The 13,627-nt window shown below is 70.3% G+C and carries 10 protein-coding genes and 1 tRNA gene; 10 read left to right on the top strand and 1 reads right to left on the bottom strand.

Going from position 1 to position 13,627, the window contains the following annotated elements; genetic code table 11:
- Positions 1-128: 128 nt before the first annotated feature.
- Complete coding sequence (locus ACOJV7_RS05435) at positions 129-2,039, bottom strand: propionyl-CoA synthetase (protein WP_420189119.1); 1,911 nt, start codon at positions 2,037-2,039, stop codon at positions 129-131.
- A 125-nt stretch (positions 2,040-2,164) separates the two neighbouring features.
- Between ACOJV7_RS05435 and ACOJV7_RS05430 the strand changes: the two genes are divergently transcribed.
- From ACOJV7_RS05430 to ACOJV7_RS05385, 10 genes are all read left to right on the top strand, one after another.
- Positions 2,165-2,249, top strand: a tRNA-Ser gene (locus ACOJV7_RS05430).
- A 152-nt stretch (positions 2,250-2,401) separates the two neighbouring features.
- Entirely contained in the window at positions 2,402-3,175 is a 774-nt protein-coding gene (locus ACOJV7_RS05425; RefSeq protein ID WP_420189118.1) for a hypothetical protein, read from the top strand.
- A gap of 229 nt (positions 3,176-3,404) precedes the next feature.
- Entirely contained in the window at positions 3,405-5,210 is a 1,806-nt protein-coding gene (locus ACOJV7_RS05420; RefSeq protein ID WP_420189117.1) for a glycoside hydrolase family 3 protein, read from the top strand.
- An 88-nt stretch (positions 5,211-5,298) separates the two neighbouring features.
- Positions 5,299-6,624: an exo-beta-N-acetylmuramidase NamZ family protein gene (locus ACOJV7_RS05415; RefSeq protein ID WP_420189116.1), complete on the top strand. Its 1,326-nt coding sequence runs from the start codon at positions 5,299-5,301 to the stop codon at positions 6,622-6,624.
- On the top strand, positions 6,621-8,357 hold the full coding sequence (locus ACOJV7_RS05410) for a serine hydrolase domain-containing protein (protein WP_420189115.1): 1,737 nt from the start codon (positions 6,621-6,623) through the stop codon (positions 8,355-8,357). The genes ACOJV7_RS05415 and ACOJV7_RS05410 overlap by 4 nt, the downstream gene beginning before the upstream one ends.
- Before the next feature lie 36 nt (positions 8,358-8,393).
- Positions 8,394-9,251 carry a MurR/RpiR family transcriptional regulator gene (locus ACOJV7_RS05405; RefSeq protein WP_420189114.1) on the top strand — a complete coding sequence of 286 codons (858 nt, stop codon included), beginning with the start codon at positions 8,394-8,396 and terminating at the stop codon, positions 9,249-9,251.
- A gap of 211 nt (positions 9,252-9,462) precedes the next feature.
- Positions 9,463-10,476, top strand: a complete 1,014-nt coding sequence (locus tag ACOJV7_RS05400; protein ID WP_420189113.1) for an N-acetylmuramic acid 6-phosphate etherase — start codon at positions 9,463-9,465, stop codon at positions 10,474-10,476.
- Entirely contained in the window at positions 10,473-11,774 is a 1,302-nt protein-coding gene (locus tag ACOJV7_RS05395) for an ABC transporter substrate-binding protein (RefSeq protein WP_420189112.1), read from the top strand. The genes ACOJV7_RS05400 and ACOJV7_RS05395 overlap by 4 nt, the downstream gene beginning before the upstream one ends.
- A 43-nt stretch (positions 11,775-11,817) precedes the next feature.
- Positions 11,818-12,717, top strand: coding sequence for a carbohydrate ABC transporter permease (locus tag ACOJV7_RS05390; RefSeq protein WP_420189111.1), 900 nt, complete (start codon positions 11,818-11,820; stop codon positions 12,715-12,717).
- On the top strand, positions 12,714-13,625 hold the full coding sequence (locus tag ACOJV7_RS05385; protein WP_420189110.1) for a carbohydrate ABC transporter permease: 912 nt from the start codon (positions 12,714-12,716) through the stop codon (positions 13,623-13,625). Before ACOJV7_RS05390 ends, ACOJV7_RS05385 begins: the two co-directional genes overlap by 4 nt.
- The last annotated feature ends 2 nt before the right edge of the window (positions 13,626-13,627 follow it).

Below are 13,627 nucleotides of genomic sequence, written 5' to 3'. Positions count from 1 at the left end.
GGCAAGGCTAGGTCGGCCGGAGTGACCCGCGCCGACCCGTCTCGCGCGCCGTCGGCGAACCGAGCAGGTCGCCGCAAACGGACCAGTGATGGGTGGTCGGTTTGGCCACGTCTGGTCGGTTCGCGGCGTCAGCCGCCGGGGCGGAGCACGGGCGCGAGCGTGTCGAGGACCGAGGCGTCCTCGATGGTGCCGGGCACGGTGGGCGTGCGGCCGTCGGCGATCTCGCGCATCGTCTTGCGCAGGATCTTGCCCGAGCGTGTCTTGGGCAGGGCCGTGACGATGTCGACCTGGCGCAGCGCGGCGACGGCACCGACCTCGTCGCGCACCCGCTGGACGAGCTCGCGACGGATGCGCTCGCCGGACTCGCCCGTGCCGTCGACGCCGCCCTTGAGGACGACGAGCCCGCGCGGGAGCTGGCCCTTGAGCTCGTCGGCGACGCCGATGACGGCGCACTCGGCGACATCGGGGTGCCCGGCGAGCGCCGCCTCGATGGACCCGGTCGAGAGCCGGTGGCCCGCGACGTTGAGGACGTCGTCGGTGCGCCCCATGACGAACAGGTAGCCGTCCTCGTCGACCAAGCCGCCGTCGCCGGTGGCATAGAAGCCGGGGTAGGTGGAGAGGTAGCCGTCGACGTAGCGCTGGTCGTCACCCCACAGCGTGGCGAGCGTGCCCGGCGGCAGCGGCAGCCGGATCGCGATCGCGCCCTCCTCTCCCGCCGGCAGCTCGGCACCGGTCTCGTCGAGGATCGACACGGCATACCCCGGCATGGGGACGGTGGGGGAGCCCGGCTTGATGGGCATCGGTTCGAGACCACGCGGGTTCGCCGCGATCGGCCACCCGGTCTCGGTCTGCCACCAGTTGTCGACGACGGGCACGCCGAGCGTCGAGCTCGCCCACTCGTAGGTGTCGGGGTCGAGCCGCTCGCCCGCGAGGAAGACGGTCTCGAGCGTGGAGACGTCGTGCTCACGCAGCAGCTCGCCGCGCGGGTCGTCGCGCTTGATGGCCCGGTATGCCGTGGGCGCGGTGAACATGGCCTTGACCCCGTGATCGGCGATGACTCGCCAGAACGCGCCCGCATCGGGAGTGCCGACCGGCTTGCCCTCGTAGAGGACCGTCGTCGCGCCGGTAAGCAGGGGTGCGTAGACGATGTAGGAGTGGCCGACGACCCAGCCGACGTCGCTCGCCGTGAACCACACGTCGCCGGGCTCGATGCCGTAGACGTTCGTCATCGACCAGCGCAGCGCGACGGCGTGACCGCCGTTGTCACGGACGATGCCCTTCGGCCGGCCGGTCGTGCCGGAGGTGTAGAGGATGTAGAGCGGGTCGGTCGCCGCCACCTCGACGCACTCGGCCGGCTCGGCGTCGGCGACGAGCTCGTCCCAGTCCAGCTCCTCCCACTCGGTGTCGCGCTCGCCGACGGCGGCCCTGGCCTGCTCGCGCTGGAGGACGATGACCGACTCGGGCTTGTGGCTGCTGCGGTCGAGGGCGGCGTCGAGCATCGGCTTGTACTCGACGACGCGGCTCGGCTCGATCCCGCAGCTCGCGGCGACGACGACCTTGGGGTGGGCGTCCTCGATCCGGGCGGCCAGCTCGGCCGGGGCGAACCCGCCGAAGACGACCGAGTGGATCGCGCCGAGCCGGGCGCACGCGAGCATCGCGACGACGGCCTCGGGCACCATCGGCATGTAGACGACGACCCGGTCGCCCTTCTCGACCCCGAGGCTCGCCAGCGCACCGGCGAAGGTCGCCACGCGAGCCAGCAGGCCGGCATACGTGATGGTCTCTTGGGTGCCGGTCACGGGACTGTCGTGGATGAGTGCGGGCTGGTCGCCGCGGCCGTCGCGCACGTGCCGGTCGAGCGCGTTGAAGCAGGTGTTGAGGGTGGCGCCGGGGAACCAGCGATAGAGCATGGCGTCGATGTCGTCGAGGACGATGCCCGGGGGAGTGACCCATTCGATGCCCTCGGCGGCCGCGCGCCAGAACGTCTCGGGGTCCTCGAGGGACTGCGCGTATGCCGTGCGGTAGGCGTCGGTGCTCATGGCGCCCATCGTCGTGGTCGCGGAGGGGGTGCGACCAGTGGTTCGACGAGCGGCGAGACGAGCGGTGCCGGGGCTGCGACGAGCGGATTTCGTCGGCGTCTGGCGCTCGGGTAACCTCCTCCGTTGGAGGATTCGCATAGTGGCCTAGTGCGCACGCTTGGAAAGCGTGTTGGGTTAACGCCCTCAGGGGTTCGAATCCCCTATCCTCCGCAAGTGAAGGGCCCCGGCATCGCGCCGGGGCCCTTCTGCATGGGCACGGTGCGCGGCAAAGGGTGCTGGGAGCGGCGGGCGTGAGCGCGGACGGTCGGCGTGGCATGCCGTTTGCCGCGCACGGGGCCCGCCCGGGTGGGAGCATCCAGTCCATGACGGTCGGGGTGGGGGAGACGCGGCGTGCGGCGGAGCCCGAGGGGGCCCTCGCGCGACCGCTGCTGCGCCGGGTCCTCGCGGCGGTCGTCGTCGCGTCCTGGCTGGCCTGGGCGGTGCCTTCGTGGATGTCCAGCCTGCAGGAGGTGCGGCCGCACGAGTTCGTGGCTGATGTGCAGGCGGACCGAGTGACCGGCTACCAGGTGGCCACCAACGTGCTGTCCGAGCCGATGAGGTTCTCTGCTCCGGACCGTTCCTGGGACGCCGACCTGCCCGCCGCCGACAACGAGGGCCGACCCCTTGACTGGCCACCGCGGCAGATCGTCTACTCGGTCGACGGCGCCACCCGCACGCGGTGGGTGCCGCAGGCGGTCTTCACGGTTGGCGACCGGGATGCGTTCACCGCCCTGACCGAGTCGGGGGCCCGGCCGTTCACGTCCGCGACCTACCCTCCCAACCGTGACTGGGCGGCATACCCAGCTCTCCTCGCTCTCGCTGTCGGCCTCTTCTCGCTCGTCGTCCTGCCGCCGACCCGTGGCACCCGACCGTTCTGGTTCCTCACCGGGACCGCCAGCATGGGACTGGGGGTCGTCGCGTATGCCGTCGCCGAGCTCTGGTGGCGCCGCCCGTCTCCCACAGTGGATGGGGCGCGAAGGGACGACGACGGCACCTACGTCGGGGACGGGGCGGGTCGGCTGCGGGGGTGGCACGGCGTCATCGCCGCGATCGTCGGTGGGCTGGTCGCCGCTGTGCTGCGCGGCGCCATCACCTGACCGACTCCGTATAGCGGCCGAGCGAGCCACATGTTGGCCAGCCGGCCACGTACGGCTGCATCGGTCGATCACATCTGGCTCGCTCACCGCGGGGGCCGGAGGTCGAGGAATCCGGGAAGTGACTGGTGCGTACCTGTTGCGCATGTCGGGACGTGTGGCTAAGTTCCACTGTCAAGACTCAGTGCGTGAATCGTTCACATCGTCGTGAGCCCGAGAAACCGGAGATGTCATGTCCCGTCCGCCCGTCACCCGCCGCACCGTGATCGCCACCGCGGTCGCCGCGACCCTCGCAGCGGGCATCGTCCCGGTCACCGCTGCGCAGGCCACCGTCCCGCCCGCGCCGCAGGGCTGGGTCGCCTCGACCATCGCCCGGATGACGCTGGAGGAGAAGGTCGGCCAGCTCTTCGTCCAGCAGGTCTACGGACAGGACGCCACCACGCCCGACGCCCGCAACCTTCCCCTCTACGGGGTCGCCACCCCCGCCGAGGTGGTGCAGAAGTACCACCTCGGCGGTGTCATCTACTTCGCGTGGACCGACAGCGTGAAGAACCCGCAGCAGATCGCCGGCCTCTCGAACGGTCTGCAGCAGGCCGCCCTCTCCCAGAACTCCAAGGTCAAGGTGCCGCTCGGCATCTCGGTCGACCAGGAGCAGGGTGTCGTCACCCGCATCGGCCCGCCCGCCACCCAGTTCCCCGGCTCGATGGCGCTCGGCGCCGGACGCTCCGCGCAGGACGCCCGCACCGCCGCGGCGATCACGGGCGAGGAGCTGCGCGCGATGGGCATCAACACGAACTTCGCGCCCGTCGCCGACGTCAACGTCAACCCGCTCAACCCGGTCATCGGCACCCGCTCGTTCTCGAGCAAGCCCGAGCTCGCCGCCGAGATGGTCGGCGCGCAGGTCGCCGGCTACCAGGAGGACGGCAAGGTCTCGGCGAGCGCCAAGCACTTCCCGGGCCACGGCGACACCGCCACCGACAGCCACGTCGCGTTCCCGGTCATCACGCACACCCGTGAGCAGTGGGAGCAGCTCGACGCCCCGCCGTTCAAGGCCGCGATCGACCAGGGCATCGACATGATCATGACCGCCCACCTCTCCTTCCCGGCCCTCGACGACTCGGGTGACCCGGCGACGCTGAGCAAGCCGATCCTCACCGGCCTGCTGCGTGAGGAGCTCGGCTACGAGGGCGTCATCATCACCGACGCGCTCGAGATGCAGGGCGTGCGTGAGCTCTACGGCGACGCCGAGGTCGCGGTCCGCGCCCTCGAGGCCGGTGTCGACCAGCTCCTCATGACCCCCGCGATGGACAAGGCCTACGGCGCCGTCATCGAGGCGGTCAAGAGCGGCCGGATCAGCAAGCAGGAGCTCGACGCCAAGGTCCGCCGCGTGCTCGAGCTCAAGGTCGAGCGCGGCGTCATCGCGAAGCCCATGGTCGACGTCGCCGCCCTCGGCTCCGTCGTCGGCACGAGCGAGCACCTCGCGACCGCCGACGCCATCACCAACCGCACGACGACCCTGCTCAAGAACGACGCCGGCGTCCTCCCGATGGCCACGAGCGGCAAGAAGGTGCTCGTCACGGGCTACGGCGTGACGACGACCCAGATCCTCGCCGACGGGCTCACCAAGGCGGGTGCGACGACGAGCGTCAACCAGACCGGCACCTCGCCCACCGACGCCCAGATCGCCTCCGCCGTCGCCTCGGCGCAGGGCAAGGACGCCGTCGTCGTCACCACGATGAAGGCCTGGGACACCAACGTCACGGACAAGCGCGCCGGCCAGCAGAAGCTCGTCAAGGCCCTGCAGGACACCGGCATCCCGGTGATCGTCGTCGCGACGCGCGACCCCTACGACATCGCCTACCTGCCCGGCACCGCCACCTACCTCGCGACCTACTCCTACAGCCCGGTCGCGATCGAGGCGGTCGCCCGCGTCATCTCCGGCGCCGTCGCACCGACCGGCAAGCTCCCCGTCGACATCCCGGCCAAGGGCGCGCCGAGCACGGTGCTCTACCCCTTCGGTCACGGCCTCACCTACTGACCGACCCACCACCCACCTGCCTCGTGTGCCTCAGCGAACCCGGAGGGTCCGCTGAGGCACACGGCAGGACGAATCGGAGAACGGACCCATGACTGCACCCAACCGCCGCCAGCTGCTCACGGGCGGAGCCGGCCTCGCCGGAGCCGCAGCCCTCGCCCTCGGTGCCTCGCCCGCGAGCGCCGCGCCGACGGCATACGCCACGTCGAACGACCCCGCACGCAAGGTGACGCCCGGTGCGGACGTCGCCGCGGCATCCGGCTGGTCGGTCCTCAGGGGCCGCAAGGTCGGCATCATCACGAACCCGACCGGCATCCTGCTCAACCTGCGCAGCATCGTCGACGAGATGCACGACTCGGGCGCGGTCGACATCAAGGGCGTCTTCGGACCCGAGCACGGCTTCCGTGGGACCGCGCAGGCCGGTGAGGCCGAGGACACCTACGTCGACGAGCGCACCGGACTGACGGTCTACGACGCCTACGGCGCCAACACGGCGAAGTTCGCCTCGATGTTCCGCGCGGCCGGTGTCGACACCGTCGTCTTCGACATCCAGGACGTCGGCGCTCGGTTCTACACCTACATCTGGACGATGTACACGGCGATGAAGGCCGCCGTCGAGACGGGCGCGTCGTTCGTCGTGCTCGACCGGCCGAACCCCATCGGCGGCACCGCCTACGGCCCGATGATGACCGAGCCGTGGACGTCCGGCGTCGGCGCCGAGGCCATCGTCCAGGCGCACGGCATGACCGTCGGTGAGCTCGCCCGCTTCCTCAACGTCGAGATCCTGCCGACCGACACCGGTGGCCGTCGCCTTCCCGAGATCGAGGTCGTCCAGGTCAAGGGCTGGCGCCGCGACGTGACGTATGCCGGCACGGGCCTCCCGTGGGTCATGCCGAGTCCCAACATGCCGACTCCCGACACCGCGCTCGTCTACCCGGGCACCGGCATGTTCGAGGGGACGAACCTCTCCGAGGGCCGTGGCACGACCCGTCCGTTCGAGCTCGTCGGCGCCCCCTACGTCGACCACCGCTGGGCCGAGCGGCTCTCCGGTCGGGACATCGCCGGTGTGGCCTTCCGTGAGGCCTACTTCACCCCGACCTTCAACAAGCACGTCGGCAAGGTCTGCGGTGGCGTCCAGGTGCACATCACCGACCCGTCGGCGATCGACCCTGTGCGGGTCGGCGTCGAGATGCTCGTCGCGGCCAAGTCGATCTACTCCGACTTCCAGTGGCGCTACGACTCCTACGACCCGGCGCGGCCCTACTGGATCGACAAGCTCACGGGCTCGACCCGGCTGCGCGACCAGATCACGGCCGGCGCCGACGTCGCGACGGTGATCGGTGCGTGGAAGGACGAGCTCGCGAAGTTCGACGCCGCCCGCCAGCCCTACCTCATCTACGGCGGTCCCGCGCGATGAGCCTGAGCCGACGCGCCGTCATCGGCGGTGGCCTCGCCGCCGGGACGGCCCTGCTGACCCCGCTCGGGCTGCCGCTCGCGGCCAGCGCCGACGACTTCGACAAGCCGTTCACCGGCTTCGCCCCGCCCTCGACGGTGCTGCGTGAGGGGACTCCGGCCTCGGTCGGGCTCGACCCCGCGCCCATCGAGGTGGCCAAGTCGCAGGTCCGCAGCCACCAGGTCGCGGCTCCCGGCGGCAAGCCGCTCTACCCCGGGCACGTCGGGCTCATGGCCCACGACGGCGTCGTCGTGGCGACGCAGGTCGACGGCTTCGCGCTCCGCTACAGGAACGCCACCGAGGAGCTGCCGCGGGACCAGTGGGTACCCATGCGGCGCGACACGATCTTCGACCTCGCCTCGGTGTCGAAGCTCTTCACCTCGATCGTCGTGGTCCAGCTCATCGAGGAGGGGCGAGTCGAGCTGGAGACCCCGGTCGCGACCTACCTTCCGGAGTTCGCGGCCGCCGGCAAGGGCTCGGTGACGATCCGGCACCTGCTCACGCACACGAGCGGGTTCACGTCGTGGCTGCCGCTCTACAGCAGGTACCCCGACAAGGCGTCGCGCATCGCTGCGGTGATGAACCAGCCGCTCACGAACCCCGTGGGCACGGTCTACCTCTACAGCGACCTCAACCTCATCACACTCGGCGTCCTCGTCGAGCGACTGCGGGGCCAGTCGCTCGACGGGGTCGTCGCATCGCGGCTCACCGGGCCGCTGGGCATGACGGACACCGGCTACAACCCGGCCGCGAAGGACCGCACGGCCGCGACCGAGTACCAGGCGGTGCCCGCTCGCGGCATGGTCCGCGGGGAGGTCCACGACGAGAACGCATGGTCGCTCGCCGGCGTCGCGGGGCACGCCGGTGTCTTCTCGACCGCGGACGACCTCGCGATCCTCGCGCAGGCGCTGCTCAACGGCGGCGCCTACCGGGGCTCGCGCATCCTCGACCGCAAGAGCGTCGCCCTCCTCATCTCGAACTTCAACGAGGACTTCCCGGGTGACGACCACGGGCTCGGGTTCGAGCTCAACCAGACCTGGTACATGGACGCGCTCAGCGGACCGAGGACGGCGGGGCACACCGGCTACACCGGCACCTCCATCGTCATCGACTTCGCCTCGCGGTCGTTCGCCATCCTCCTCACCAACCGGGTCCACCCGTCGCGGTCGTGGGGCAGCATCAACGTCGCCCGCCAGGAGTGGGCCGGTGGTCTCGGCCGCGCGCTGCCGATCACCCCGCGGGGGTCGCACATCGCCTGGGAGACGCAGGCGAAGCACGCGACCAACGCGGTGCTCTCGGTCCCGCTCGCCCTCCCGGCGTCGGGAGCCCGGCTCGGCTTCGACCTCGTCGCCGAGACCGAGGAGACCGACGTCCTGCGCGTCGAGTCGACGAGCGACGGCGCGACGTGGTCCCTCGTGCCGCTCGACATCCGGCACCCCGGCGACACTCGTGACGGCGCCGAGGACGGCTCGGTCAGCGGGACGCCGGGCGAGCGGCGCTGGACCCAGGTGCGGGCCGAGCTTCCCGGCGGTGTGACCGCCGTGCGCTGGCGCTACACCACCGACGGCAACACCCTCGGGCGCGGTGTCTCGGTGAGCCGGATCCGCGTCGTCGGGCAGGGCGGCCCCGTCATCGACAGCGACGACTCGACGACCACATTCGCCGCTTCCGGGTGGACCCTGACCCAGAGGTCGTAGTTTTGAGACATGTCGACAACGCCCCAACCCCTCGACGTGGCTGACGCTCCCCTCCTCGTTCGCCTGCGCGGCATCGTCCCTTCGCTGACCCCAGCGGAGGAGCGCGTTGCCGCGCAGGTGCTCGCGGACGCGCGGCGCGCCTCGGACCTCACCATCACCGAGCTCGCGCAGGAGGCGAAGACGTCGGAGACGACGGTCCTGCGATTCTGCAAGCGTCTCGGCCTCAAGGGCTACCCCCAGCTGCGGCTCGCCCTCGCGGCCGAGTCGGCGATGCCACGCGAGCAACGCATGGCGGGCAGCGACATCAGTGCCTCCGACACCATCGACGACATCATCGCCAAGGTCGCGACCGTGGACTCGAGCGCCGTCGAGGAGACCGCCCAGCAGCTCGACCGCGACGCGCTCACTGCTGCCGTCGATGCCGTCGCGCGGGCGACTCGCGTCGACGTCTACGGCATCGGCGCGAGTGCCACCGTCGGCGCCGACCTCCAGCAGAAGCTGCACCGCATCGGCGTCGTGTCCTTCGCCTGGAACGACCCCCACATCGCCCTCACGAGCGCGACCCTCCTCACGAAGCAGGACGTCGCCATCGGCATCTCGCACTCCGGGTCGACGAGCGAGACCATCGAGTCCCTCGCCGTCGCACGCCAGCACGGCGCCCGGACGATCGCCGTGACGAACTTCCCGCTGTCGCCGCTCGCCGCGTCAGCCGACATCGTCCTCACCACCGCTGCGCGGGAGAACTCCCTGCGCTCGGGTGCGACCGCCAGCCGCATCGCCGCCCTCACGGTCGTCGACTGCCTCTACATCGCCGTCGCGCAGCGTGACCTCCGCCGGGCCCGCAAGGCCGTGGCCGACAGCCGCAAGGCGGTCGCGAGCCACCACATCGCCTGAGCGAACGGCATACCCGTATGCCGCGTCCTTGCGTCCGCAACTCTGGTGGCCAGGGCGTCGCGTTGCCGGACGTTGTCGTATGCCGTGTGCTTGCGTCCGCAACTCTGGGCACCAGGGCGTCGGGTTGCCGGACGCAAGGTGGTCCGGACGGGCCGGAAAGTCAGTCATTCACATTCTTGACGCTGGCTGCGTAAGAAACTAACCTGCGGGAATGGTCAGTGACGTCCGGGTCAGCGCGCCCACCGAAGAACGCCACCCGGGCACGTCCGGGATCGACACGGCGTCCGCGCTCGAGATCGTCACCCTCATGAACGAGGCGGACCGCACGGTCGCCGACGCGGTCGCGAAGACGCTCCCCGAGCTGGCCTACCTCGTCGACCACGCCGTCGCCGCGATCCGGGCCGGGGGCCACGTCCACTACTTCGGGGCAGGCACCTCCGGGCGCCTCGCCGTCCTCGACGCCGCCGAGCTGCTGCCGACGTTCAACGCGCCGGACGGACTCTTCGTCGCGCACCACGCCGGCGGCCCCGCGGCCCTCCTGCGGGCCGTCGAGAACGTCGAGGACGACCTCGACCTGGGCAGCGCCGACGCCGGTGCCGTGGGCCCGGGCGACATCGTCATAGGGCTCACCGCCTCCGGCCGCACGCCCTACGTCCGCGGCGCGCTCATGTGCGCCCGCGAGATCGGCGCGCACACGGCGCTCATCACGGCGAACCCGGGCTCGGAGCTCGCGGCCTATGCCGACACGCTCCTCGTCGCCGACACCGGACCCGAGGTCCTCACCGGCTCGACCCGGCTCAAGGCGGGCACCGCCCAGAAGCTCATCCTCAACGGGTTCTCGACCGCCGTGATGATCCGGCTCGGACGGACCTGGTCCAACCTCATGGTCGACGTCGTCGCCACGAACGCCAAGCTGCGCGGCCGCGTCCTGCGGATCCTCCAGGAGGCCACCGGCGCGAGCGACGACGCTGCCCGCTCCGCGCTCGAGGATGCTGACGGCCAGCTCAAGCCCGCGCTGCTCGCGCTGCTCGGGGGCATCCCCGTGGTCGAGGCCGTGCGCGCCCTCGCCCTCAACGGCGACTCCGTCGCATCGGCCCTCGCGGCCGTCACCAGCAGCTCCACCGCCGGCTCCGGCTCCGCCCCCAGCCACACCTCACACCCCACAGCAGGCTCCACCTCAAGCCCCACCTCAAGCCAGTCAGTGTCGACAGGAGAGTTGTCATGACCCAGCGGACCCGCCGCTCCACCCTCACCCTCATCGCCTTCACCGGCGTGCTCGCCGTCGCGGCGTGTGCGCCGTCGAGCGACGACGACACGTCGGGCTCCGGCGGTGGAGACGGCAAGAGGACGACCCTCACGGTGTGGTCCTGGCGCGTCGAGGACGAGGCCGCGTACAACAAGATCTTCGACGCCTACGAGGCGAAGAACGAGGGCGTGACCGTCGACTTCAAGCCCTTCAAGGCGACCGAGTACAACAAGATCCTCGCGACCGGCCTCGCCGGCTCCGACGGACCCGACGTGCCGCAGGTCCGCTCCTACGGCCAGGTCGAGCCGACCATCGCCAGTGGGGCGCTCGTGCCCCTCGACGGCAAGGTGGACCTCTCCGGCTGGGACGAGAACGTCGTCAACTCGGCGAAGTCCAAGGCCGACGGCAAGCTCTACTCGGTGCCGCTCGCCCGCCAGACGGTCCAGATGTTCTACAACAAGGGTCTCTTCGAGAAGAACGGCATCACCGAGGCGCCCGCGACGTGGGCCGACTTCACCGCGGCCGGCGACAAGCTCCTCGCCGGGGGCGTCACGCCGATCGCAGTCGGCGCGAAGGACGACTGGACCCTGCCGATCGTCCACGAGGTCCTCGCGGCCCCCCGTTTCGGTGGTGCGGCCTTCCAGAAGGAGGTCCTCAGCGGCCAGAAGTCCTTCACCGACCCGAACTTCGTCGCCTCGATCGACGTCTTCAAGCAGCTGACGAAGTACTTCCCCAAGAACGTCACGGGTGTCGCCGTCACCGACGCGCAGACCCTCTTCTCGGCCGAGAAGGCCGCGATGTTCCCGGGTGGATCCTTCGACATGGCCGTGCTCAAGAAGGCCAACCCGGGCATCGACCTCGGCGTCTTCGAGGTCCCGGCCCCGGCCGGCTCGCCCGAGGACAAGACGACGACCCCAGGCTGGGCCGACGGCAACTTCGCGGTGAACTCGAAGTCTCCCCACCAGGAGGAGGCGCTCAAGCTCGTCACGTGGATGTCGACCAAGGAGTTCGGCCAGATGGTCGCCGACGAGGTCAAGCAGATCTCGGCGGTCCCGGGCGTCACCTACAACGACCCGCTGCTCAAGCAGATGGCCGAGAACTACGAGAAGAACCCGTCGCCGTACCTCCTGCTTACCGACTTCCGCTACGGCACCCCGTCGGGCACCGACCTCATGGGCAAGGGTGCGCAGCAGCTGCTCCTCGGCTCCAAGACGGCAGCGCAGGTCGCGGCCGACATCGACACCGGGGTGAAGACCTGGTTCAAGCCGACGCCGTGACCGGGCTGGTCTCGCTCGCCCGCACCGTGGTGGACTCCCTGACGTGAAGACCCGCACCGGACTGGCGTTCCTCGCGCCGGCACTGATCCTCTTCGGCGTGTTCGTCCTCTACCCGATGATCACGGCGTTCTCCTACGCCTTCTTCGAGTGGCAGGGGACGAGCCGCCAAGGGTTCGCCGGGCTGTCGAACTTCTCCGCGCTCGTCAACCGCGCGCCGTTCAAGACCGACCTGCCGAGGGCGCTGCTGCACAACGTGCTCTTCTTCCTCGGCACGATGCTCGTCCAGAACACGATCGGCCTGACCGTGGCGACGCTGCTGCACCGCCGGGCCCGCACCCGGCGGATGCTGCAGACCCTCTACGCGATGCCCTACCTCGTGAGCCCGATCGTCATCGGCTACCTCTGGACGCTGCTGCTCTCGCCGACCTTCGGGCCGGTCAACCAGCTCCTCACGAAGATCGGTCTCGAGCAGCTCGCACTGCCGTGGCTCGGTGACCCCAAGACCGCGCTCTGGGTCGTCATCCTCGTCTCGGTGTGGCAGTGGGTCGGCTTCCCGGTCCTCCTTTACGGCGCCGCCCTCGGCGGTGTCCCGGAGGAGCTCACCGAGGCGGCCCGGGTCGACGGCGCCTCGCACGGCCAGGTCTTCCGGCGCATCACCTTCCCGCTGCTCATTCCGGCGATCGGGACGGTGTCGGTCCTGACGTTCATCTTCGCGATGGAGGCCTTCGCGCTGCCGTTCGCGTTCGGTGGCTCGACCGGCAACCCGGCCGGCGCGACCGACTTCGTCTCGCTGCTCTTCTACCGATCGGCCTTCGACTCCGGCGCGGTCGACGCGATCGGCACGTCCTCGGCGCTCGCGACCGTCCTCTTCCTCATCATCTTCGGCGGCGCCATGGCGGCGACGAAGGTGCTGCGCCGTCACGAGAGGCGGATGGCGTCATGACGACGACCCTCACCGCGGCCGACGCCGCGCCCGCGACACCCCCTGCCGAGACCACGTCGAAGCCGCGGCGCCGCCGCGGCCCGACCGCCGGCACCCCGGTCGGTGGGGCGGGCGCGAGCATCCTGCTCTGGGGCTACGCCGTCCTCGCTCTCTCGCCGCTCGTCATCATGGTGCTCAACAGCTTCCGCACCAACGCCGACTTCATCACCAACCCCCTCGGGCTGCCGACGTCACCCACCGTCGCCGCCTACAAGGAGGCGTGGACCGTTGGCAGCTTCGGCACCTACTTCGCCAACTCTCTCGCGGTGACGGCGGGCGCGGTGGCGATCTCCACCGCGGTCTCGACGATGGCGGCATACGGGCTGGCGCGCAGCCGCGCGCGGATCTTCCGCTGGCTCGAGTCGCTCTTCCTCTCGGGCCTCATGCTGCCGATCCACCTCGCGATCCTGCCGGTGTTCTTCCTCTTCGACGGCATCGGCCTCATCGACAGCCGTCTCGGCCTCGCCCTCATGTATGCCGCAGCAGGCGTGCCGTTCTCGATCTTCGTCCTCACCACGTTCTTCCGGCAGCTGCCCGAGGAGCTCGAGGAGGCGGCGGTGCTCGACGGCGCGAGCGCGTGGCAGACGTTCACCAGGATCATGGTGCCGATGGTGCGGCCGGCCCTCGCGACCGTGGCGGTCTTCCGGTTCGTGCCGATCTGGAACGACTTCCTCTACCCGCTCGTCCTGCTCCGCTCGGAGTCGAACTACACCCTGCCGGTCGGCCTCACGAACTTCTTCGGCGAGAACGCGACCAACTACTCGGCCCTCTTCGCCGGGCTCGTCATCACAACGATCCCGCTCATCGTGCTCTTCCTCTTCGCGACCAAGCAGATCGTGGCGGGGTTGACCGCCGGCATGTCGAAGTGATC

It is taken from the genome of Knoellia tibetensis, assembly GCF_048606415.1.
GTDB classification, from domain to species: domain Bacteria; phylum Actinomycetota; class Actinomycetes; order Actinomycetales; family Dermatophilaceae; genus Knoellia; species Knoellia tibetensis.
The sequence above is the reverse complement of the archived record's forward strand: the minus strand, read 5'-3'. Positions and strand labels throughout refer to the sequence as shown.

Excerpts from the sequence above, each read along its gene's own strand:
- ACOJV7_RS05385 (WP_420189110.1), top strand. The coding sequence starts at position 12,714 with ATGACGACGACCCTCACCGCGGCCGACGCCGCGCCCGCGACACCCCCT.
- ACOJV7_RS05425 (WP_420189118.1), top strand. The coding sequence starts at position 2,402 with ATGACGGTCGGGGTGGGGGAGACGCGGCGTGCGGCGGAGCCCGAGGGG.
- ACOJV7_RS05410 (WP_420189115.1), top strand. The coding sequence starts at position 6,621 with ATGAGCCTGAGCCGACGCGCCGTCATCGGCGGTGGCCTCGCCGCCGGG.
- ACOJV7_RS05415 (WP_420189116.1), top strand. The coding sequence starts at position 5,299 with ATGACTGCACCCAACCGCCGCCAGCTGCTCACGGGCGGAGCCGGCCTC.
- ACOJV7_RS05395 (WP_420189112.1), top strand. The coding sequence starts at position 10,473 with ATGACCCAGCGGACCCGCCGCTCCACCCTCACCCTCATCGCCTTCACC.
- ACOJV7_RS05400 (WP_420189113.1), top strand. The coding sequence starts at position 9,463 with ATGGTCAGTGACGTCCGGGTCAGCGCGCCCACCGAAGAACGCCACCCG.
- ACOJV7_RS05420 (WP_420189117.1), top strand. The coding sequence starts at position 3,405 with ATGTCCCGTCCGCCCGTCACCCGCCGCACCGTGATCGCCACCGCGGTC.
- ACOJV7_RS05435 (WP_420189119.1), bottom strand. The coding sequence starts at position 2,039 with ATGAGCACCGACGCCTACCGCACGGCATACGCGCAGTCCCTCGAGGAC.